16 protein-coding genes and 4 pseudogenes are annotated in these 24,345 nt (G+C 35.7%); 1 reads left to right on the top strand and 19 read right to left on the bottom strand.

The window, feature by feature from the left end; all coding sequences use genetic code 11:
• Positions 1–133 precede the first annotated feature (133 nt).
• The gene (locus tag JCM19034_RS07305; RefSeq protein WP_062048508.1) at positions 134–400 is read right to left on the bottom strand and encodes a hypothetical protein; all 267 of its coding nucleotides are present in this window, start codon (positions 398–400) and stop codon (positions 134–136) included.
• A 221-nt stretch (positions 401–621) separates the two neighbouring features.
• On the opposite strand from JCM19034_RS07305, the gene ytvI reads away from it, so the two are divergent.
• A complete protein-coding gene (gene ytvI, locus JCM19034_RS07300; RefSeq protein ID WP_062048506.1) occupies positions 622–1,680 on the top strand; it encodes a sporulation integral membrane protein YtvI in 1,059 nt (352 codons plus the stop codon).
• A gap of 230 nt (positions 1,681–1,910) precedes the next feature.
• Here ytvI and JCM19034_RS07295 read toward each other — a convergent pair whose 3' ends face one another.
• From JCM19034_RS07295 to coxB, 18 genes and pseudogenes are all read right to left on the bottom strand, one after another.
• Positions 1,911–2,552 carry a YesL family protein gene (locus JCM19034_RS07295; protein ID WP_062048504.1) on the bottom strand — a complete coding sequence of 214 codons (642 nt, stop codon included), beginning with the start codon at positions 2,550–2,552 and terminating at the stop codon, positions 1,911–1,913.
• A 22-nt stretch (positions 2,553–2,574) separates the two neighbouring features.
• Positions 2,575–3,099, bottom strand: coding sequence for a hypothetical protein (locus tag JCM19034_RS07290; RefSeq protein ID WP_062048502.1), 525 nt, complete (start codon positions 3,097–3,099; stop codon positions 2,575–2,577).
• Positions 3,100–3,165: 66 nt separating this feature from the next.
• Positions 3,166–5,967, bottom strand: a pseudogene (locus JCM19034_RS07285) (glycoside hydrolase family 3 C-terminal domain-containing protein).
• Positions 5,968–6,228: 261 nt separating this feature from the next.
• A complete protein-coding gene (locus tag JCM19034_RS07280; RefSeq protein WP_231686862.1) occupies positions 6,229–7,731 on the bottom strand; it encodes an ABC transporter substrate-binding protein in 1,503 nt (500 codons plus the stop codon).
• A 53-nt stretch (positions 7,732–7,784) separates the two neighbouring features.
• Positions 7,785–7,931, bottom strand: a complete 147-nt coding sequence (locus JCM19034_RS22995; RefSeq protein WP_231686861.1) for a hypothetical protein — start codon at positions 7,929–7,931, stop codon at positions 7,785–7,787.
• 84 nt (positions 7,932–8,015) lie between these two features.
• Entirely contained in the window at positions 8,016–8,924 is a 909-nt protein-coding gene (locus JCM19034_RS07275) for a carbohydrate ABC transporter permease (protein WP_062048500.1), read from the bottom strand.
• 13 nt (positions 8,925–8,937) lie between these two features.
• The gene (locus tag JCM19034_RS07270) at positions 8,938–9,861 is read right to left on the bottom strand and encodes an ABC transporter permease (protein ID WP_370621852.1); all 924 of its coding nucleotides are present in this window, start codon (positions 9,859–9,861) and stop codon (positions 8,938–8,940) included.
• Between the two features lie 373 nt (positions 9,862–10,234).
• Positions 10,235–11,090 (bottom strand): annotated as a pseudogene (locus JCM19034_RS07265) (manganese catalase family protein).
• Between the two features lie 126 nt (positions 11,091–11,216).
• Complete coding sequence (locus tag JCM19034_RS07260; protein ID WP_062048495.1) at positions 11,217–12,743, bottom strand: response regulator transcription factor; 1,527 nt, start codon at positions 12,741–12,743, stop codon at positions 11,217–11,219.
• On the bottom strand, positions 12,736–14,526 hold the full coding sequence (locus JCM19034_RS07255; RefSeq protein ID WP_062048493.1) for a sensor histidine kinase: 1,791 nt from the start codon (positions 14,524–14,526) through the stop codon (positions 12,736–12,738). Before JCM19034_RS07255 ends, JCM19034_RS07260 begins: the two co-directional genes overlap by 8 nt.
• A gap of 322 nt (positions 14,527–14,848) precedes the next feature.
• A pseudogene (locus JCM19034_RS07250) lies at positions 14,849–16,863 on the bottom strand (beta-galactosidase).
• A gap of 228 nt (positions 16,864–17,091) precedes the next feature.
• Positions 17,092–17,931 (bottom strand): hypothetical protein, encoded by an 840-nt coding sequence (locus JCM19034_RS22990; RefSeq protein WP_231686860.1) that lies wholly within the window; start codon positions 17,929–17,931, stop codon positions 17,092–17,094.
• Positions 17,925–19,244 (bottom strand): glycoside hydrolase N-terminal domain-containing protein, encoded by a 1,320-nt coding sequence (locus JCM19034_RS22985; RefSeq protein WP_231686859.1) that lies wholly within the window; start codon positions 19,242–19,244, stop codon positions 17,925–17,927. Before JCM19034_RS22985 ends, JCM19034_RS22990 begins: the two co-directional genes overlap by 7 nt.
• Positions 19,245–19,550: 306 nt before the next feature.
• Positions 19,551–20,093, bottom strand: coding sequence for a DUF420 domain-containing protein (locus tag JCM19034_RS07240; protein ID WP_062048490.1), 543 nt, complete (start codon positions 20,091–20,093; stop codon positions 19,551–19,553).
• 327 nt (positions 20,094–20,420) lie between these two features.
• The gene (locus JCM19034_RS07235) at positions 20,421–20,660 is read right to left on the bottom strand and encodes a cytochrome C oxidase subunit IV family protein (protein WP_231686858.1); all 240 of its coding nucleotides are present in this window, start codon (positions 20,658–20,660) and stop codon (positions 20,421–20,423) included.
• Between the two features lie 108 nt (positions 20,661–20,768).
• Positions 20,769–21,391 (bottom strand): annotated as a pseudogene (locus JCM19034_RS07230) (cytochrome (ubi)quinol oxidase subunit III).
• Between the two features lie 3 nt (positions 21,392–21,394).
• Positions 21,395–23,266 carry a cytochrome c oxidase subunit I gene (gene ctaD / locus JCM19034_RS07225; RefSeq protein ID WP_062048488.1) on the bottom strand — a complete coding sequence of 624 codons (1,872 nt, stop codon included), beginning with the start codon at positions 23,264–23,266 and terminating at the stop codon, positions 21,395–21,397.
• Positions 23,267–23,287: 21 nt separating this feature from the next.
• Positions 23,288–24,325, bottom strand: coding sequence for a cytochrome c oxidase subunit II (coxB, locus tag JCM19034_RS07220; RefSeq protein WP_370621842.1), 1,038 nt, complete (start codon positions 24,323–24,325; stop codon positions 23,288–23,290).
• Between the last annotated feature and the right edge of the window lie 20 nt (positions 24,326–24,345).

Genomic DNA, 24,345 nt, shown 5'->3' with positions numbered 1-24,345 from the left:
CGGTTCATCTCAAATGTTACATAACGATCAATCAATTGTATTTCATCATTAGGATAACGAATAGCGACAGATTCATATGCATCGACATAGTACTCTCCTACTTCATCTTCGTATACGTTCTCTACATTAAATTCTAATAGCTCTTTTTAGCACCATTACTATGTAAATCATCTACGTATCTTCTTAATGAATGATAAAAACTTACATTTTCCATTAAAAAAGGTTCGACGTCATTAATATGACCGTTATTAACTGAATCAACCATCGCTTTTTTATAGTCAGTCACAAACTCCACTAATTCTTCATCGTTTTCTACTAGCGTTAACGATAACGGATCAGGTGATTGGCAAGCAACTAGTATTAGAAAGCTAATAAAAACAAGCCATTTTACTACTTTCACTAAAGACACACACCTTTCACAAAATTAAAGCCCTTTACATTGATTAAACACTTGAATGAGTATACCATAAGAATAGAAATACATATATATCTGTTCAATTAAATGGCTTCATAATATAATAGAATGAAGAGTTCAGTCTTGATCTCATGTTTTACATATACACTCTTCAAACCAACATTTGACTAACGTATATCATTCTTGTAGAAGAGAGGAGTCCGAAATTGGCAGCTTTCATGACTAAACGTACAATTATCCTTATTATTAGCTTAATCGCTCTAGCGATTGCAGCTTATTTTATTATTCCAATATCGATTCCATTATTAGTGGCCTTCTTCAGTGCTTTGCTGTTATCACCTACGGTTGAATCTTTACACAAACGTCTTCGCTTAAAGCGGAACTTAGCTGTTATGATCGTTTTCACCTTATTTATTTGCTTTATTGGATTAGCTGGCTATTATACTGTTACAAAAGCGATTACCCAAGGTTCACAAATTGTAGAAAATTTACCACAACACATTAATGACATTAATCGTGCCTGGCTTAATTTTCAACGTAACATGGAACAAGAATATGACAATTTACCACCTGAGCTCGTTGAAGAAATTAACGTTTTAGTGACCAGAACATTAAACGACATTCGTGACACGATTAATGAGCGAAATATTATAAACGACGTAACAGCGTTTGTTTCAAGTATTCCAGGTTACCTTGTATCAATCATCGTTTATTTAATTGCTTTATTTTTATTTTTACTTGAATTACCTGTTTTAAAACGTAAGTTCTTCTCTTATTTATCTGATAAAACAAAGGAAAAAGTAAACTTTATGACATCGCGATTAAAGCATGTCCTATGGGGCTTTTTAAAAGCACAATTTCTTGTTAGTATAGTTATTTTTGTCGTATCGTTAATTGGTCTTTTATTGATCGCACCTGATGTCGCCCTGATTATGGCCTTTGTCATTTGGATTATCGACTTTATTCCGTTAATTGGGTCAATTGCCATCTTAGCACCATGGGCTATCTTTCAATTGTTTGCAGGAAATATTAGCATGGGCACACAACTACTTATTCTAGCCGCAATATTACTTGTCATACGGAGAACAGTTGAACCAAAAGTGATGGGGCAGCAAATTGGTCTATCTCCATTAGCCACACTCATTGCCATGTACATAGGTCTAATGTTATTTGGGGTGTTAGGTTTTATTATTGGACCTCTCATAGTCATTGCTTTTACATCGGCAAAAGAAGCTGGCATTATTAAACTGAATTTTAAAATATAATAAGAAATTCAAATCGCACTGGCATCGTTTTTACAACATTGTAACGATGCCAGTGCTTTCTCCTGTATCAGATTATTTTCTTGTTAATCCTCATACTACTAATATGCTACAACGCCCTTCACATGCTTGAAGAGGCGTTTATTGTGCTTACTTATTTGAACTTATGGAACTGTAAAAATTTTAAAAGCGAAATGCCCAAAAGATTATCTATCTTTGCATTGCATCATTTGTCATTCTTTATTCATTTGTAGCTTCTGTTGTTTCTTTTCAATTCGATTAAATGCTAAAAGCGCACTCCACATCACAAATAGTGTTAGCAGACTTCCACAGAAAAACAATGTCAAGCCAGGTAAAAAGTTAAAGACATGATACACAACATAAAAGCCTACACCAATAAAAATCATAATATGTGGATTAAGTAATGCAAATAAAAATGCGTGCTGAAAATACTGTCGAAACGTTAAATCAAAATGTACGAACACTGGCATGATCATTAAACAGACGGCTAGATAACATATCGCTAGTAAAACAAAAACAATCGACAAAATCATATGCAAATATCCACTAGTAGTACCTAAATAAAGAAAATCGATATAAAGGATATATCCGACGACTGCTACCACTAAGCCTACCGCATTTGCACGTATGAAATCTTTTTTCATAACGGATACAAATGTTTTAAAAATCGGAATATCATCCTCTTTTAAAATCATTTGCCGTATAATCGTAAACATTGCAACAGTTGCAGGGAAGAAACCGAAGAGTACTAACCCAATAATTGTGAAGCCTATCCATAACAAATTAATGTAAGCTAATCTCATCACCCAATCCGCTATCGTATAAAGTGGCGTATCTGTCAAATTTCTCTGCATCATCTTCATCCTTTAAACAAATTCATTTATACCAATGCTCTAAAACATCAATACCGACATCGTTTAACTCTCGGTCCCTCATCATTACCGCAATAAGAGGCTCCGAGTATTCAATATTTAACTCCTTGAAAAGATTAGAATTACTATTCATTTCAAGTGCGTACACATGCTTATCACCTGTAAGTTCATTTGTTCCGTAAAATCGATGATTAACTTCTTCTTTGCTCGCTATCTCATCTAATGGATGTAATATGACAGGGTCAAAAATAATGTTGTACATCCAGTCCTCTACAACGAATATATCTGCTTCACCTGCTACCATTTCAACCGTTAGCTTTTCCGGGGACGATAAATACATATGAATATTTGTTTCAATCGAAGGGTCGTTATATATGTTCGCTGTATATTCAGTCAATGGATTTGTTAGAGCAGATGGCAAATCTGAAAAAAACATAATCGTTAAAGAAGATGGTTCTTTTTGACTGCATCCAACTAATTGAAGGAAACATCCAAAACTAAATAAGAGAAGTAGTAAACGTTTTCTCAATATAAACACCCTTTAATATCCTTTAAATGTAGGATGTCTCACTAGAAACACCCTACATTTATCATTTTATAATAATTGTAACCAGCTAAGTTGTATATCCCCTCTTAAAACGACATAAAGGTCAACACAATTTTCAGATATAGCCTCTTTTACATCTGTTTGCAATTGTTGCCACTGATGTGTACCATCAATCACAATCGAAGCGATAATATCACCATCAACACTTCCAACTCTAAGCTGAATCTCGGCTGCAGCTTCACTATAAACTCTCACTTTCCATTGCGAAAACGGGTAACTAAGATCATTTTGGTAAAACCCGATCCAACCATTTTGATCATTAGTTCGAATACAATATTCTCTATTTTCACCTTCATCTACGTAAACATTGTGATAATCATCATAATTAAAGGCCTTAACCTTATTCTTAAATGTACGTTGTTCTAACTCATCTCCAATTATGTCAATGGTCGTTTGTAACGGTAAGTTTGCTGAAGAGGTTCCGACCATAATCGTATAGGTGCCAGTTTCTACTTTATATGATTCACTTACAACATCCCAGAATGCTAACTCAGAAGCCGGTAATTCGAATTTCACTTGAGCACTTTCACCACTCTTTATCGATAAGCGTTTAAAATTCTTAAGTGTTTTTAACGGTCTCTTCACACGAGAATGGTTTGCTTTCACATAAAGCTGAACAACTTCATCACCATCAAATGTACCGCTATTTTCAACAGTAAATTCAATTTGTATACGATCATTTTGATTTGCTTTATCACAAGACAATTTCAATTGTCGATAGTCAAAATGAGTGTAACTTAAGCCATGTCCAAATGGATAAAGGACATCACCATCAAAATATTGGTATGTTCTCTTCCCTTTTATAATATCATAATCCATAATACTTGGTAGCTGATCCACAGATTTGTACCATGTCATGCTTAACCGTCCTGCTGGATTATAATCACCAAATAGAACATCAGCAACAGCTGAGCCGAGCTCTGGTCCAGCATGTGAAGAATAGACAATGGCAGGTATATGTTCATCTGCAATTTACTGCATAAGGGTAACTACTAACAATCACGACAATTACATTCTTATTAACTTCCTTAACTGCACGAACTAAATGTTCTTGATCTGGTGGAAGAATAATATCCTTACGATCTATCGTTTCTTTCCCATTAATAAATGGACTATTTCCGACAAAAACAATCGCCGTATCCGCATGACTGGCTAATTTCACAGCTTCCTCTAAACCATTTTCAACGGTCTCTATCTCAAATAAATCACTATGCTCTATCTTATTATCGCCTATTTGTAATCGGCCGTTCTCACCAATCCAAATCGATTGACCATCCCATGCATTTAATTTCGTCGTTTCTTTTTTTGTTAATGTAAATAATTCCTTTACAAACCAGCCTCTTGCTTCCTCGGCCGTTGCAGTAAGATACGTATCACCTGTTGTAACAAATTTTCCCGTTGTCGTTGACTTTAATGTTTGACTTCCCCATCCCCAATCAGTAAATTGAAAAACCTCTGCATCATTTATATTTTTATCGGCCACAAGCTTATATTCGTCATCGGAATCAATCCCGATATAATGCCCAGTCTGTTTTGAACGGATTTTCACTAAATGATAGCCCTCATGACTAACAACTTCTTTCTCTTCAATCTTTGATCGAATACCATCTAATGGCGTGATACGATAAGACGGCGTTCCACTATACCAATCTGCATGTACATCATTACACAATGGTCCTAGTACAGCAACCTTATGTACATTTGACGATTGTAAAGGCAATGTTTCTGCTTCATTTTTTAATAGAACAACCTGTTCTTGTGCTGCTTTGTACGAAAGCTCTTGGTGCTCCTTTGCTAACAGCTTTGATTCAGGAATATTTGTATAAGGATTTCTCTCTTTATCGAATTCTCCCAACCAAAAACGAACACGGAACGCATTTCTCAAGCTATATCGAGATCCGCCTCTACTAACAACCCTTGCTGCAGTGCCTCTCTAATTGCTTCTAAAGACTCCTCTTTATCATCTGTAATACTATCAATCCCACTTTTAATCGTATCAGCCATACCTTCGGCATGATTGTCATAGTACTTATGATCTCTTGCTATTCCTAATACATCACCTGCATCACTTACAATAAAACCATCCATTCCCCATGCTTCTTTTACAAGTTCTTTAACATATGGATGAAGTAATGCTGGTGTCCCATTAATGGAATTATAGGCTGTCATCATCGATTTTGCTTTACCTTTAATAAAAACCGGTTCAAACGCCTTTAAATAATATTCATGCATATTACGTGGATCAATACTAGCTGAACATTCTCCACGATCGACTTCATTATTGTTTCCTAGAAAGTGTTTTAACGTTGCAACCGTTTTTAAATATTCAGGATGATCCCCTTGCATTCCTTTTACTAGCTCGGTTGCAAGTTCCCCAACAAGTGTCGGATCTTCCCCATACGCTTCTTCTGTCCGTCCCCAACGAGGATCACGCTCTAGATCAACTGTAGGTGCCCATAATGTTAAACCGTTCACATCCGGATCCTTTTGATAAAAGACACGTGCCTCATCACCAATCACCTCTCCAATTTGTTTCATTAAATGGCGATTCCATGTATGAGATAACCCTATATTTTGTGGGAAAACAGTCGCTTCTCCTAACCATGCGATACCATGAGCTGCTTCTGTTCCTTGTTTATGTGCTTTAATGCCTAATCGTTTAATTTCAGGTTGAAATTGATGCATCAATGTAATTTTCTCTTCCAATGTAAATCTCGAAACTAAATCATTAACCCTCTCATCAATTGGTAAATCGGGATTTTGAAATGGAAAATCATATTTCTTTGTCATTTAAGAACTCCCCTTTATCATTCATTAAAATAAAACGCTTTCAATATATAGTAAGCTTAATACATAGACGACTTGCACTCTACCGAATGATTTCCAACAAAATTCATATATTAATTTCATATTATCATAACCTTAAAACAGGTTACTATTTTAATCCACACTTTAATTTGATCTAGTACAATCATTGGAATGTTCTAAACAAATAAAGGTGGCGTCTAAAAGATTGATTTCACCTTTATTAGACGCCACTTATTTCCATTATTAGTTATTCCATAATTCAACACGTTTCTGTACTAGGTCAGTGAAATGTTGTTCCATCTCTTCAACACCAATTGCATCTAATTCATCCATAAAGCGATCATACACATTATCAAAATTATCTGGTTCAGTTAAAATCGCTTCAGGAATACGAGTAAACATTGTATCTTGTGCACGTTGGAATGGTAATGCTATTGGAGAATCAGAATCATAGTTGATTTCCCACGCTGCTCCCCACGGCTTAACAGGGAATTGATCACCATCTGGGAATAAATCTGCCCAAATTTCCGCACCGTATGCATCTAAAACTTCTTTCTCTACTTCTGTATAATCGTCTCTTAATGTTTCAGGTCTATTAATTGTAAATGGCTGTCCTGTTGAATCTAAAACTCCATCGCCATAATGTGGTCCATATGCTTTATACATATCAATACCTGTACGTTTATTAAAGTTACTATCACTTAACCGTTCTTCACGCTGTTCTTGAGTTAAATAGCGATTACCATCTTCATCAAGTTGATAGTGAACGTCTTCAATTCCCCAGTTATTTAAAATTTGTGCTTCTTCTGAAGCCATCCAATCTAAGAACTTAATAGCTCGTACTGGATCTGGATTATCGACTGTAATTCCAATTCCCCAAGAAGGTAAATATCCTGTGCTTTGGAAATTACGATGCTCATAGCTCTCATCTAACGTTACAGGGTATACTCCATACATTCTTTCAAATTTTCCATCTTCACGTAACGCTGTTTGTGGCTCAGATATTGACCATTCAGCATCAATAAGTCCTAGTACACGTCCGGATGCAATTTTTGATTTATATTGATCTTCTTGTTGAACAAACGCTTCATCGTCAAGTAATCCTTCAGCATTCATATGGTTTAACCAACGGAAATATTCTCTCTCTTCTGGACGACGATAATGTAACATTGCTTCATGTGTTTCTTCATCAATATACCATTCACCGTCATCAGATGCACCTGTTGCCCAGAAAGCAGGGTTTGTAACAGAGATGAGTAAGCGCCAATCATCCGCTAATAATGATAGTGGTATTGTCGGTTGTCCGTCAATCTCTGGGTACATTTCATAATATTCCCTGATAGCGTTCTCAAAATCCTTCACAGTGCGAATTTCAGGATACCCTAACTCACGTACAACTTCATGCTGTAACCAGAAACCATTACCAGGAGTCCACCATTCCTCATCAACAGGGTTTGTCCCTAAGAAATAAATGGAATCATCCTCATCACTCCATTGCATACGCTCTAAATAATCACCATAAACTTCCTTAATATTTGGACCATGCTCTTCAATTAGTGGACGAAGGTCGATCATTGCTCCTGCGTCTACCAATAAATTTCCATCTCCTTTAGGAAGGACAAAGTCAGGATATTCTCCACTAGCTGCAATTAATGATATTCGTTCAGCAGGATCTCCTAATGCAAAATCCCCTTCTAATGTAACACCAGTTTCTTCTAAAATCACTTGCCCTACTTCAGTATTCATACCATCCCAGTCTGGATTATTATCTGCTGCAAAGAATGAAAATGTAATCGGCTCTAGGCTCCATCAAGTTCAACATCAGGTGTATCTTGATCACTTTGATTATCAGTTGTGCCTTCTTCACTGCTGTTACACGCTGCAATCAATACTAGTAAACTGACAGCAATGATTCCCCCTAATAATTTTCTGTACATTTGAGACATTTCTCAAAACCTCCCCTTTTTAGTATGTTACTTTATTATTATTATCAGGTGTACTTTTTATCGTACACCTGTAATAAACACGTATTATTTTACTGCTCCAAGTGTCATTCCTTTTACAAAATAACGTTGCAAAAATGGATAGACGAGTAGAATCGGTACGATCGTAACAATCGTAATGGCCATTCTTACCGATTCCGGAGATACACGATTGATTAAATCTGCACCTTGATTTCCCCTTACAGAATCAATACCTGCACTCGTTGACGTATTTTGTAATATTTTCATTAACTCATATTGCAATGTTGTTAATGATGCGTTGGCACTATTATATATATAGGTATCAAACCACATATTCCACTGCATAACGGCAATAAATAAAGCTATGGTCGCTAATACAGGCTTACAGATAGGTAATATAATTCTCATGAATATGGTGAAATCATTTGCTCCATCCATTTTCGCCGATTCTTGTAAGGCAAACGGTAATCCATCCATAAACGACCGAATAATAATGATGTTCCAAGCACTTACTAGTAACGGAAGGATATAAACAGCAAATGTATTAATTAATCCTAAATCTCGCATAAGCATATACGTTGGGATTAAACCACCGCTAAAGAACATCGTAAGAACAATAACAGTCGAAACAAACCGTCGTGCCTGGAAATCTTGTCGACTTAATACATATGCAACCATCGCACAAATAAATAATCCGAATACTGTACCAATAACTGTACGCAATACTGAGTTAATAAAGCCTGTAACTAAGCTATCGTATTGCAAAATGACTTGATAATTATCGAATGTAAATGCTCGCGGCCATGCATAAATCCCCCCACGAACTGTATCACTCGATTCATTGAACGAAATTGCTAATACATTTAAAAACGGGTATAACATGATGACTATTACAATCGACATAATAATATAGTTTGATATGTCAAAGATTTTTTCAGATGTACTAGTAGCAAATAGACTAGACTTTTTTTTCATTTCCAACCCCCCTCTACATTACACTTGTCTTCGTTAATCGCTTAAATATCCCATTAGCTAATAAGAGTAACGTGATACTGACAAATGAATTAAATATTCCAATTGCCGTACCATACGAATATCTTCCCATTCCGATACCATAATTAAGCGCATACATTTCAAGAACTTCTGAATATTCCCTGACAAGTGAGTTTCCTAAAAGGAGCTGTCTTTCAAAACCAATACTAATCATACTTCCAATAGAAAGGATTAGAATAACCATGATCGTCGGTCTTATTCCAGGTATCGTTATATGCCAAATTCTCCGCCATCTGCCGGCTCCATCTACTCTAGCAGCTTCATATAATTGTGGATCAATCCCTGCCATAGCAGCTAAGAAGATAATCGAATTCCATCCCATTTCTTTCCAAACATCTGCCAAAGTCACGATTCCCCAAAACAACTCGCCTTGCGCCATAAACTGTATCGGTCGATCAATTAAATTTAACCCAACAAGGATTTCATTTATAATTCCACCATCTGTCGAAAGCATCTTCGTTACAATACCTGCAACAACAACCCACGATACAAAATGCGGTAAATATGAAACCGTTTGAACAGACCTCTTGAATATTGAATCCTTTAATTCATTTAGTAAAACCGCAAATAAAATTGGTATTACAAAACCAGCTATTAATAACATCACACTCATCGCAAGTGTGTTTCTTAGTACTAAATAAAAGTGGTCATCTTGAAATAATTGAATAAAGTGCTCAAAGCCTACCCATTCTTGTTCTGTAATAGCCCTTCCAGGACGGTAATTTTGGAAGGCCATTGTCCATCCCCACACAGGGAGATAATTGAAAATAAATACCCAAATAACAACTGGGATTGACATTAAATATAGGATTTTTTGATTTTTCATCGTTTTCCAAAAACTCTTTTTCTTTACTTCAATAACCTCAGGTTTTGAAGGCGCTTTCTCTGGCTTCGCATCCACGATATCCCCCTCCTCTTTACAAATTAATCATAACGAAATTAGTCTTACATAAATACCACAATGATTTTAACTAAATTCATGCAGAAATTTATAAATGTATACGCTTACACATCTGGATTATAGCCACTTAAAGCGTTTACACAATACAAATTAGAGATTTTCCTATGATTTTTAGTGATCTGATCCATTTTGCTTTAATCCTTATTCATTTTTAAACATGTGAGAACGCTGTCATAATAAATCATAATTAAAGGAAATATTGTTATACATAAAAAAGCTTAATGCATCACTTGCAGCATCAAGCTTTTCGTACATTTCATAAAATAAACTCCTAATTATTTAGATCATTTAATCCAGGTGCATGTTCATTTGGTAATTCTGGCATTTCGGGTACCGGGTATCCTTTAGGTGGTTCTGTTACAGATAACTCTCCACCATTTCTACTTGGAGTAGTTCCTGAGAAAATATCAGCTATTAACGTATTATCTAATCTGAAATTAAACTGTGCATTATGGAAGCCCATATCGACATATTTTCGACATTCTGGGTATTTATTCAAATCATAATTAGGTATTGGAAATAATTTTCCCCAGTTAACACCTAAAGTCTCTAAAGCTTTGGCAAATGCATTTTGATGTGCATTATCTCTAACCATTAAAAAGGCAATCGTTTCTCTAAGGGTTTTATTATTACTCATTTCATATATTCTTGATTTTTGCAGGACACCTGTTGATTCTAAGGTAACGTTATTAAGTAAATTAGCTGCTAAATTCCCATGATCATATACCCATGACCCATTCCATGGATTGCCCGCAGCGTCTACAGGAAGGGAGGCTTTAGCCCATGATGTAATGATGAGGATTTGCTCCGTCGTCTATCATATCATCTAATGGAGCACTATCATTAGCTTGATTACCGGGCAGCTCACCGCCAGATTCGTTCAAAAGTTGATTGATAGTAGACTGAACGAGTTCGACGTGACTAAGTTCTTCTAAGAAAATACCTCTTATTAAGTCACGATATTTCTTGTCCTTCCCTCTAAAATTCGCACTTTGAAAAGAAAACTGCATCATTGTCCGCATTTCACCGAATTGTCCACCTAACGTTTCCTGAAGGACTCTCGCGGCATGTGGGTCTGGTTTATCTACAACGATCATATTGATAAGGTCTTCTTTATAAAAATACATGATCACTCTTCTCCTTTGTATTGGAATTAAGCTTAGTTTTAGTTAACATTTCCAAATGTATACTTAAAGAGAAAAAGTGATCCTTTTATTTCTTCAATAGTAACAACAGGCTAACTTAATTCGTTATTAAGGTTCCTGTAACATATTCCGTTTATATACTGAAGGAGAAACACCTTCATATTTTTTAAATTTGCTATGAAAATAATCAACGTTATTGTAACCGACTATTTCCGCTACTCGGTAGACCTTTTGTCCTTTTAAAAGTAATTTTTTTGCATTTTTTATTCGCACTTTATCTAAATACGTATTAAAATATTCCCCTGTATAACTTTTAAACAACTTACCCAAATAGGCACTATTGTAATTGAATAATTTAGCTAGCTGCTCTAATTTTAAATTTTCATTGTATTTATTTTCAATCAACAAAAGTAATTTTTTGAGTTGGTGGTCACTATCAGTATATTCAAGCTCATTTAACACATCTTCAAGTAACTGTTTAACCATTTTTGTTAGTTCTTCATAAGAAGGTTGCTGATAAATTTCAAGAACTTTTTCTAACATTGAAATAAAATATTCTTCCTTGTCTTCTTTCGCTTTTTGTAACTTGTTAAATACAGTCGATAAAACATATACAATATTCTTTTTCATGGTTCGTTCTGAACGATCTTCTATTGCCCATTCAAATAAATCACTCACTGTTTCTTTCATACTATCTTGAATTCCAATGTCCAATGCAAAATAAAGTTGATCAATGATTTCCGAAACATCAATAGGCGTACTGTTTCCTTTACATTCCGTTTCTAAACTGTCTATTAAAAGTTGTCCCTTAGGAAAGAAAAACTTTCTTTGGATTAATTGAAACGCATCTCTATATGATTGGTAAACATCCTCTAAATTCGATACACTTTCACCTAAGCTAACTGTTACCATTTCCGTATAAGGTTCTAGTGTAGTCTTTAAGTCATGAAATAGCTTGTTGATCTCCTTCATACGATACGTACTTGCATTTAATAACAGGCCAATATACGGCTCACTTATAAATAAGGCAGAATGTTCATCTATTAAATATTTCAGCTCATTTTTCAGGTGACGAAAATTAATTTTGTATTCAATAGAATTTTCTATCTTCATAAGTAGAACTTGATAACGCTCCCAATTTAACTGATATGTTATCATTTCCTGTTTACTTACTGATGCTTTACGCTCAAATAAGGAAAGAATTAATTGTTCTTTCTTTCTCGATTCTTCACTTTCAGCAAACTGCAACACGGCTTCTTGTTTAGAAAGCTCTTTTTTAACCTTTTCTAGATATTCAATTAATTCTTCCTCATAGATCGGTTTTAGCAAGTAACCAGCTACATTATTTTGAATAGCTCGCTTTGCATAATCAAAATCAGCATAACCACTAAGAATAATACATTGAAAGTTTTTATCTTTTTCACGCAACCTTTTAATTAAATCTAAACCATTCATGCCATACATTCTAATATCTGAAATGACTAGACTCGGAGATAAATCGTAAAATTTTTCATAAGCTTCGTCCGCATCTTTAGCTAATCCGACTACTTGAAATCCATATTGTTCCCACTCTATTAAATGCTTTAACCCTTCTCTCACCGTTCGCTCATCGTCAACAATCAACACTTTATACATCTAAATCCCCCTCAAATTTCTTTGGAATTATAAACGATATGCACGTTCCTTTATTAGGCTGACTTTCAATAGAAAGTCCCTTACTTTGCTGAAAACCAAAAATAATTCTTTCATGAACATTACGTAAACCGATACGTTGTTGTTCATTATGTGATGTAAAAGATTGGATGATTTGCTGCCTTTTTTCATCTGTTATACCTACACCATTATCTATCACGTTAATTTTAATTGCGTCTTCTATTTCTATGGCTTCAATCGTTACTTTCCCACCAACTGCATGACTTTCTAATCCATGAATGACAGCATTTTCAACTAAAGGCTGAATAATTAATGGTGGAATGAGAACATCCTGTATTTGCTCTTCTATATTCATTTCGTATTCAAGCCTTTCCTCAAATCGAAAGCTTTGGATATCTAAATATGCCTTAACCATATCCATTTCTTGTCTTATAGTTACAAATTTACTATCAATTTCAATACTTGTCCGTAATAATTTCCCTAAAAGTTTCACTATTTGAGAGATTTCTTTATTACCTCGCATATGAGCTTTCATTCGAATTGTTTCTAACGTATTAAACAAAAAATGAGGATTTATTTGACTTGCAAGCATTTTAAATTTAATTTCGCCTTGACGTTTCTCTAATACACGTTTTTCTTCATTTTTTTGTTCCACTTCTTTTAACAATTGATGGATACTTACCGTCATTTTATTAAATTGTGTTGAAAGTTTGCCTATCTCATCATTTCCTGCAATTTGATAATCAGTAGATAAATCACCTTTAGCTACTTTTTTAATGTGGTTGCTCAACGTTAACATTCGCTTTGAAATTAAATGAGAGAAAATATAAATTAGAATGAACGCGATTATAATACTAATCATCGTTACGATAAACCCTAATTTACTTAATCGATTTGCATCAGCAACAATGTCTGTATTCGGTAACACCGATACGATTCTTAAATGATTTAGGCTGTAATCAAGCGGAATGGGTTGAACCATGATTTGCGAGTATTCATCAAAGACACTATCTTGAAATATCCCCGTTTCTCCACGTAACAACATCTCAGAAGTAGTACTTTCGTTTAAATTACCTCCTATTAATTCAAACTGGTTTGAGGCAACAATATTATTTTCACTATCAACAATCATAGTTGGTAGCATTTCTTGTGATAATATCCAGTTAAGATACTCAGTACTTATATCAATTACTAAAACTCCGAATAAGTCATCTTGAAACTTAAGATATCTCGTAACACTTAATGTGCTATTCGGTCTTCCAATATGACTTTCTGTGTATTCCCAAAACATCATTCCTTTTGCTTCAACAGAACGTTGAAACCAATCCTGTTGAAGTAATTCCTTATCAAGTGGTATAAAACGCCAATTGTTAAGCATAGTATCATTATTCGTATATAAACGAATGTTACTAATCTCATTATAAAAGCGGATATTATGTTCAAAAACAGTATAACTTTTATATGCTTCAACTACTTCATACGTTGTCTTATACTCTCGATTGACAATGTTTTTTAAACCTTCATCAACTAACGCATGATTGGAAATATACACTGCTGGCAATAATGTTTCTGATATCCGAGTTTGAATACGATCCATATCAGAAGAAGCTTGTTCCACAACATTCGCTAATGCCATCTTTCTTAATTCATAAGTTAAAAATAAACCGACTATTAATAAAGGTATAAAAACGACAACTATAAATGAAATGACCAATTTCTTTCTTAAAGTAATATCGTTCATTTTACTCTTAAGAGCTCTTACCATTTTTATTATCTCCAGTTTCCTACACTTCGGCTACAGCGGGAAGCGCTTACAAGATTTTATTGTTTTTAGTTATTAAATGATTATACGTTACTAACTTTAACAGAAAAACCGTAATAATTAAAAGTGAATTCATCTATTTATTTTAGATGCTTGTTTATAATAGGTATTATTGATAAGGCCAATTTTTTTCGATTTGCACATTATTACTCCATGAAAGACTATCTTAACACATGACAATTTAAACTGTATACGACTACTCACAGAGCTTCTAAGCAATAGAAAAAACTGTTCCAAAGAAAAATCCTTTGAAACAGTTTTTATATTACTCACTCACTTTTAGTAATAATGAGCCATATTGATCTACAGAGATATCATTTTGATATATTTGCCCCGTTAATAAATCTTCTACCTTCTTATCCAAGTTAACCGTTTGATTCGTATTCGTATGGTTTAAGATAAATAAGTACTCATTTGAATCCTTTACTCTTTTAGTCACTTCTACACCATTAGGCGTTTCTAAAACAGGTTCTACCTTTTGCTCTTTACAAATAAAGAGTAGTAAATGATCAAGAAACGACTGTTCTGGATTCGTTGCAACGTACCATGCATGACCTTTACCAAACGAATTAACCGTTAACGCAGGTCTGCCTTTATAAAAATCATTACCATATTCAGCAAGTACTTTCGCACCCTCAGAATGAACTAAATCAAATAACATGTTACAGTCATATTTTCCTTGTAACAAACCTAGTTCTGATTTCATGACGATTTGATTTTTATGCTCAAGAGCTAATGAATCAATTTCTTCCGACCATATCCCGAGTAATGATCTAAGCTCTCCAGGATAGCCACCCAACGTGACAAGGTCATTTTCATCAACTATTCCACTAAAGAACGTCGTCAAAAACGTTCCTCCTGCTTCAACAAAGCGTTCTAGCTTTTTAGCATATCCGTCCTTTACCATATATAGAACCGGAGCAATCACGATATCGTATTGATCTAAATTTGACTCTGTACTAATAAGGTCCACTTGTATATTATGTTTAAACAAGGCTTCATAATATTTATGAACTTGTTCGACATACTTTAAATCTGCATGTGGACCACTTGAATATTCAATAGCCCACCAGTTATCCCAATCAAATACGATCGCGACTTTTGAAGGCAACCTTGAACCAACGAACGTATCAGATAAATCGACTAATTCTTTACCTATTTCAGCCACTTCCTTAAATACTCGTGTATTTTCATGACCAACATGTTCAATTACTGCCCCATGAAACTTTTCACACGCTCCTCTTGAACGTCTCATCTGGAAATATAATACGGAATCAGCACCATGAGCGACTGCTTGATAACTCCATAATTTTAATACGCCGGGACGCTTTAAGGAATTATAAGGTTGCCAATTTTGTTGACTCGGAGTTTGTTCCATGAGCATAAATGGCTGTTGATCTTTAATACCTCTCATCAAATCATGCATCATTGCTGTATAGCTATACGGAGTATCAAAAGCTGGATAGTTATCCCATGCAACAATATCCATATGCTTTGCCCATTTAAAATAATCTAATTGTTTAAATGCCCCCATTAAGTTTGTTGTAACAATCGTATTTGGATTTTCCTGTTTAATGACATCATATTCCATTTTATAACACTCTAGCATACTATCAGAATTAAAACGAGCGTAATCAAGAGATATGCCCTGGAACATTGTACGATTTTCAGCAAAATGTTCACTTAATAAATTGGGAGCCACAATTTCGTCCCAGTCATAAAATGTATGTCCCCAGAACCTTGTATTCCAAACGCGATTCACTTCTTCTAATGTTCCATATCGTTTCTTCAACCAAACTCGGAATGACTTTTCACAGTTCTCACAATAGCAGGCTCCACCGAATTCATTAGAAATGTTCCATAACGAAACTGCAGGATGATCAATATAACGTTCCACTAACTTCTCAACTAAACGCTTAGCGAATTTACGATAGGATGGACTATTAGGACATGAATTATGCCTACCTCCAAATTTTCGTTTCATCCCATTAAATTCGACTCGTAGAACATCAGGGTATTTTTTCGCTAACCAAGCTGGGTGGGCTGCTGTTCCAGTACCAATTCCAACTTTAATATTGTTTTCATGTAAGAAATTAATCACTTCATCTAGCCATTCAAACTGATAAGTCACTTCATCAGGTTGACTTAGTGCCCAGGAAAATATATGAACACGGACGAAGTAATATTTGCCTTCTTAAACATTCTCATATCTTCTTCCCACGTTTTCTTATCCCACTGTTCAGGGTTATAATCGCCACCATATGGCATTTTTGTAAACATAACGATCAACTCCTCTTTAGTCTGTTAATAAAATTTCTAATTGAATGGTACAATCTTTTTCTAAACGAATCATAAAATCAGTTTCTTTTTGAACAGGCAAGCTCTCTTTTCCGGACACAGTTGCTTTAGTCATTCCTTTTCTGTAACGGATAATAGTTGTTTGATCTTTAATTGATGTTAAAGAAACATTCATTGTTCTTGATTTTAAATCCCATTGAAGTTCATCGATTATAATTTGGCCCCTCGCCTAATACCCGTTATTTGACCTTTAGAAATTTCACTCGGTAATGCTGGCAACAGCTCAATTAAACCCGGTGTAGTGTATGCTAGCATCTCAATAACTAACGTAGGTAAACTACAATTTGCATCAACATTATAGATATCTCGATTTGGGTTATGTGACGTCACAAGACTTGAATGAACATAATTGCCATCTTGTAATAATAACTTCAAATTATCTACGACTCGTTCCGCGTTTTTCTGTCTAGCTGCAACAAGTGCACAGTGAACTACACCATGAGCAGAGTAATTTTCTCGTCCTCGCATTTCTAACGCTACTTTTGAAGCTTCAAACCATTCTGGTGTTTCTTCTGGATTCACTTCATGCCCAGGCCACACTGGATATAAATGGGATATGTGACGATGATTGTATTCATCATCTAAGTTTGGATGAATCCATTCTTTTAAAGCTCCTTCCTCATTAATCAAATAGTCGGGCATTTTTGATAACATCTCTGTCCATTTTGGAATATTCTCTTGCTCAATTCCTAACTCCTGACACGTAGCAATTAATGTCGTATATAGTTCTTTAGCGGCTGCAACATCCATCGTTGCGTTAATACTAGCCTGACTAGGTTGCCATCCTTTATTTTGCAGTTCGGATGAAATTTTTGGTGTATTTTCCGGTGAATAAGAAGGAATAAACATAAAGGTACCATCATCATTGTATTCTGTTAGAAAATCCTCATAAAACAGGGAGATTTCTTTCATAATCGGTAAGACACGATTGATAAAAAACTCATCGTCTCCGCTAATTTGGTACCATTCGTAAAATGGCATTACTAGCACTGTGCACCGCCAGTCCAAAAAGCTAAAGGCCAATCCGTATCAAAATGTGTGTGGATATTATGATTGCCATCTGTTTTGGAGCCCGCTAAAATACCACGACACCCGAACAGAGTTTTAGCATTGACACGCCAATCTGGAACAATTTTTTCAATTAAGTGAAAGTAACCTTCTAGAGCCTCTGGCATATTTCCAATACCACCAGCAGAAACCGCTAAGTTCACATTGGCATCAGTTGTGAAATCCCCGTTCCAAGCAGGTCGCCATTCCCCACTCCAAAGTCCAACTAAATTAGGTGGATAGCTCCCCGATGCTGAAATAAAAATATATCTCCCCATATCAAACATCTGCTGTAGTAAAGCTTTATTTAACGTTTGCTCATGTTGTAATAATGTTTCAGTTGGCTTTTTTACTTCCTCCTTTTCACAAATCGTAAAGCTCATTCGATTAAACCATTCTCCATGAATTCGTATATGATTTGTTAAAAGATCATCATACGTATTTTCCAGGAGAGATTGCAGAGTTTTTCTAATAGAAACTAAAGTTGCTGGAGTCTGCTGATCATAATGAGCAATCGGCTCAATTTTCGTTAGAAGAACAACTTCTTTAGCTCCAATTATTTTATAACCATGATCACTTCGTTGTATATTGCCACCTTTAGGTGTTAAAATTACCGTTGACCCTGCATAGCCCTTTTTTGTCTTGCTATATGCACAAGCAAAGGTTAAGAATGAATCTTCTATTGTCAAATGTTTTTCTCTTACACTCTCATCTCTTACGTAATCATCAATTGAAAGGTCCAAATCAATCAACTGATCAGTACAAGATAAAGTCACCACGAAAACGCCATCTGATCGAGATACAAACTGCTTACGTTCAAAAGCACCGCGGTTATCTTTCCAACGAACCGTCACTTCTCCCGTTTCGAAATTTAGAGAACGACTATAATGTTCAACATGCCCATCCTCCTTTATGCGGAGCTTTAATGCATACGCGGGGTGATAAGCATCTGTGAATAAAAGGGGATGACCAGATTTTTCTGAAAATAAAGCTGCTGCATCACGGAACTTCCCTTCCTTCATCAGCATCCTTATTTCAGGTAAAAACGGTGCTACATTTTGATTATGTACAATTTCCTCATGAAACGGCTCGTACAATTTCTCATGATTCAAAATCATCGTTTCTTCTAAAGGCTGACCCAAAACAAGGGCTCCCATTTCACCGTTTCCCGAAATTAATGCTTCTTCCCAACGCTCAGCTGGCCGAACGCTAACTATACCTCTTTCTGGATAAATGTGAGTTAATTCAGTTTTCATATATTACACTCCTCTCAATGTTCAATCCACATTTCATCTTTCAACTTGGAGCCATTTGTAAGCACTTTCATAATAGCATAGCCATAATCCAAACAAACCCTAATAATTACTGATCATTTACATGACTATTTTTATATCACTTATATTTTACTAAATTTTTGAAAAGTTTACTATAAAAATAGTCGGACACAATATAAATTATATGTCACGAAGGGCCGTTACCTTGATTCTATTTCAAAAAAAGAGTTCAAAAGCGAGTAGCTTTTGAACTCAATGTAACTATTCGAAATCAATAGTAAGGAGAAATCAATAGTAAGGAGAAATCATAATATACACTAACACACCGGTTAAGCTGACGTATAACCACAACGGCATTGTCCATCTAGCAATTTTACGATGTCGTTCATTTTCCATGTTCCACGCTCTAGCTACTGAAGTTAACGCAAGTGGAACGATAACAGCAGCAAGTACGATATGTGTAATCAAAATAAAATAGTAAAACCCCGCCATGAAGCCTTCGCCCCCATATGGCGTTGATTGGGATAAAAAATGATGAGCAACATATGTAATAAGGAAAAGAGACGTTGTGATAAACGCAGCATAAATAAAACGACGATGCCATGTTACATTTTTACGTATTATAGCAACAAATGCAATCAATAAAAAGACAAACGTAAAACTGTTAAAAATAGCATTTAACATCGGTAAAATCGTCACATCAAATGTATCAAAATTTTCCACTCCAGGTAAGCCGGCTAACAAGGCAACTAAACCATTTATTATGATTGTTATAATGATAATAGCAGGTTTATAGTTACGTTTTTTGAACGTATGATTTGATTGATCCATTATTCCATCTCCTCTTCAATCTAATTATATCCTCATTATTATACACAATCTTAATAGAGGAGAAACAATAAATCATTTACAATGTCATGAACGAATGAAAAGCTATAATCTCACCTTTTTACTCCAAATACGTTAGCGTTCCCTCATCTAGTATCAACCATCAAAAGCTGGTTCTACGTCACATAGATGAAGCCTGTCACTGGAGAAACACACCTCCTAATATACAACAGTAAATAGACGAAATAACGTAAAAACGCCTTTGAGAATTAACTTCTCAAAGGCGTTTTGTATACGATATGGAGTGATCCAAGGACCACTCTTCTCTACTTAATATTTCACAACACCGATTAATAGCATTAAAGCTGCAATTGTCGGTACAGTTACAAAAATACCTGAGATCATAAACGCAGTTGCCCAACCGTGATCCTTATCCTTAAGATGCATAAAGAATATCAGTTGCAGAGCAAACTGAATGACTGCAAGAATAAGAATAAATGGAATAGCAAATGAACGTGGTATTAAGTCTGCACCTACCGCTAAAAATGACAAAAGCGTTAAGAAAATCATTAAAACAAAGACAACGATTTGCTTTTTTAATTTTCTTTTTGAATTTGTCTTTTTTCTTCATTCGTCATTGCACTCTTCTCAAAAGGCTGACTTAAATGATCTGCCATATTAATGACCTCCTCCTACTCCCATGAGATAGACGACAGTGAAGATAAATACCCACACTACGTCAATAAAGTGCCAATATAAGCTTGCTACATAAAATTTAGGAGCATTTGTCAACGTAATTCCAGATTTATTGTAACGTATTAATAAAACAATAATCCAAGATAAACCGAACGCTACGTGAGCACCGTGCAATCCTACAAGCGTATAAAATGAAGAGGAAAAGGCACTTGTTGAATATCCAAAGCCTTGATGTACATATTCGTAGACTCATAAATTTCAAACGATATAAAAGCAAGTCCTAAAAGAACCGTAATCCACATCCATACTTTAAACTTTGTGAACTGATTCTTCTTCATCGCAAACATCGCCAGAACACTTGTTAAACTACTCGTTAATAAGATCATTGTCATTATGAAAACGAGTGGTAAATGGAACATATCTTGTGATGAAGGGCCATCTGCAACTCCATTTCTCAGGGCAAGGTACGTACCAAAGAACGTTGCAAATAAAATTGTTTCCCCACCTAGGAAGAACCAGAAACCGAGAAACTTGTTTTTCCCTTCAAGCGTCGCTCTCTCAGGATGAGAGGGAAGCCCTTTTGAAGTATCAACTGTACCCGCCATTTCCTAGTTTCCTCCCTTCTCTTTAAGATCTGCTTTCACTTTTGAAGCAGGGATATAATAACCATGATCTTCTTTAATCGAACGAACAAACATCGCTCCAAACGTAATTGCTAAACCACCTACTGCAACAACTAATGGAGAAATAATTGGATTCTCCATATTCATCATAATAAAACCAAAACCAGCAATAAATAATCCTACAGAAATAATTAACGGAAGAATTGATCCATTCGGCATATGAATGTCTCCAACTGGCTCTGCAGGTTTCATCTTTCCATCTCCATGAATTTTCTCATAAAATAAAGGATCCAATGAACGTACTTGTGGAGTTTGAGCAAAGTTATACTCTGGAACCGGTGTTGGTGTACTCCATTCTAACGTACGAGCATCCCATGGATCGGCTTCAGTTACACGCTCACCCTTGACTGCAGAGTAAATGATATTAATAACTAATATAATAACACCTGCTGACATGAAGAACGTTCCTATTGTACTAATTAAATTAAATGGTTCTAATCCTTGTCCTTCTAAGTATGTGTATACACGACGTGGCATACCCATTAATCCTAATAAATGTTGAACAAAGAAAGTTAAATGGAAACCAATATAGAAAACCCAGAAAAACAATTTACCTAATGTTTCATTTAACTTATGCCCAAACATTTTTGGATACCAATAGAATAATCCAGCAAATAACGAAAGGACAATACCTCCAACGATAATATAATGGAAGTGTGCAACAACAAAGTACGTATCATGGTAAAGGTGATCAACTGGTGCCATCGCTAGCATAACCCCTGTTACCCCACCTAATACGAATGTCGGCACGAACGAAGAAGCAAACATCATCGCAGTGTTAAATGTAATCTTTCCACCCCACATCGTAAAGAGCCAGTTAAAAATCTTAATTCCGGTAGGGACAGCAATTGTCATAGTTGTAATCGCAAAAATTGAGTTTGCAACAGGACCCATTCCGACTGTAAACATGTGGTGAGCCCATACCATGAACCCTAAAAACGCAATAATCATTGTCGCAAATACCATTGCCGTGTAACCGAATAAACGTTTTCTAGCAAAGGCCGGTATTACCTCGGAAATAATTCCAAATGCCGGTAACACAAGAATGTACACTTCCGGATGACCGAAAATCCAAAAAATATGTTGCCATAATACAGCATTACCACCCATATTCGCTATAAAAAACTGCCCATCAAACAGACGATCAAGCATTAGTAGTGCAAGTCCTGCAGCTAGTGGTGTGAACGCGAATAAAATCAACGTTGATGTAACAAATGAAGTCCACACAAATAGTGGTAAGCGCATCATTGTCATACCAGGAGCACGCATGTTAATAATCGTAACTAAAAAGTTAATCGCAGAAACTAGCGTACCAATACCAGAAACTTGTAAGCCTAACACATAAAAGTCAAGTCCTACTCCTGCGTAATCACGACTTGATAGAGGTACGTAAGCTGTCCAACCAGCATCTGGCCCTCCACCAAAGAACCAACTCATACTAAGTAATAAACCACCTGAAAGAAATATCCAAAAACCTAAAGCGTTAACAAACGGAAAGGCAACATCTCGTGCCCCAATTTGTAATGGGATGACAAAGTTCATAAATGCAAATAATAATGGCGTCGCTGCTAGAAACAACATAATTGTCCCGTGCATCGTAATAAATTCATTAAATGTTTGACCACTTAAAAAATCCATTTGCGGATACATGAGCTGGATTCTCATAAATAACGCCATAATTCCAGCTTTTACAAAGAAAAGCGTCCCAGCAATTAAATACATAATGCCTAGTTTTTTATGGTCTACTGTTGTTAGCCAATCCCAAATGACGCTTTTTTCCTTTTTATGTGTAGCCAAAGGGTTAACCTCCTTTTTATTCTAGTCAATTGATAGAGAACGTAAATAAGCAATGAGAGCTTCCATATCTTCATCACTAAGCTTAGTTTCCGGGTATGCTGGCATAACAGCTCCTTGTTTGAGTGCTTCAGCATCACGAATCCAAGCTTCTAAATTCTCATCATTATTCTCTAAGTAGTTTCCGATTGTTTGACGGTTAGCAAAATCAGTGAGAGCAGGACCTGCAGCTGTTCCCATTCCACCAACAGCATGACAGCCAATACATGATTGTGCTTCAAATACTTCACGACCTTGTTGAGCTAACGTATCAGTTGGTTCAACTTGATCTGCTTGCATTCCTTCTACCCATGCATCATAATCATCACGCTCAAGTGCGATAACTTTAAAATCCATTAATGCATGTGATGCTCCGCAAAGCTCAGCACACTTTCCTTTGTAAATACCAGGCTCTGTAGCCTCTAACCATAAGTGGTTTGTAATCCCTGGAATCGTATCGACCTTACCACCTAATGCTGGTACCCAAAATGAATGTATTACATCTTGAGCGTGCAGTTCAAAAATAACCTTTTCTCCAACAGGTATGTACACATCGTTACCAGCTGTAAATCCTTCATCCTCGTAATCAAATTGCCACCAGAATTGGTGTCCAGTTACTTTAACGTAAACTGTATCTTCTCCCACTTCTGGATCCGGCTCCATATCAGCTAACATAAATGTCCCTGTAATAGTTGGAACAGCTAAAATCGTCAGCAAGATAATCGGAATAACAGTCCATGTAATTTCAAGTGCTGTATTCCCGTGAACTTGCTTTGGTATTTCGTCATCACCAGGTTTACGACGAAATTTTGCAAGAATAATAAAATAAATTGCAAATACAACAATCGTGACTAATGCCATTACGTACAATGAAAGTAGCATGTTATCAAATAGCCACTCTGATTGCGGACCCTTTGGATCAAGGCAGTTAAGTTCGTCTCTCCTAAACAGCCCGAAAGGAAAAAAACGAGCAATGACAGAGACAGGAAACGCCAAGATGCTTTCCAAAGATTCATCAGACAATTCAACCTCGCTTTCATACG

The organism is Bacillus sp. JCM 19034 (genome assembly GCF_001310635.1).
Lineage (GTDB): Bacteria > Bacillota > Bacilli > Bacillales > Bacillaceae_D > Halalkalibacter.
The sequence above is the reverse complement of the archived record's forward strand: the minus strand, read 5'-3'. Positions and strand labels throughout refer to the sequence as shown.

Coding starts and splice junctions, on each gene's coding strand:
- JCM19034_RS07255 (WP_062048493.1), bottom strand. CDS start 14,526: ATGGTAAGAGCTCTTAAGAGTAAAATGAACGATATTACTTTAAGAAAG.
- JCM19034_RS07240 (WP_062048490.1), bottom strand. CDS start 20,093: ATGGATCAATCAAATCATACGTTCAAAAAACGTAACTATAAACCTGCT.
- JCM19034_RS07295 (WP_062048504.1), bottom strand. CDS start 2,552: ATGCAGAGAAATTTGACAGATACGCCACTTTATACGATAGCGGATTGG.
- JCM19034_RS22995 (WP_231686861.1), bottom strand. CDS start 7,931: ATGTCTCAAATGTACAGAAAATTATTAGGGGGAATCATTGCTGTCAGT.
- JCM19034_RS07260 (WP_062048495.1), bottom strand. CDS start 12,743: ATGTATAAAGTGTTGATTGTTGACGATGAGCGAACGGTGAGAGAAGGG.
- JCM19034_RS07275 (WP_062048500.1), bottom strand. CDS start 8,924: ATGAAAAAAAAGTCTAGTCTATTTGCTACTAGTACATCTGAAAAAATC.
- JCM19034_RS07280 (WP_231686862.1), bottom strand. CDS start 7,731: ATGAATACTGAAGTAGGGCAAGTGATTTTAGAAGAAACTGGTGTTACA.
- JCM19034_RS07235 (WP_231686858.1), bottom strand. CDS start 20,660: ATGATTTTCTTAACGCTTTTGTCATTTTTAGCGGTAGGTGCAGACTTA.
- JCM19034_RS22985 (WP_231686859.1), bottom strand. CDS start 19,244: ATGAAAACTGAATTAACTCACATTTATCCAGAAAGAGGTATAGTTAGC.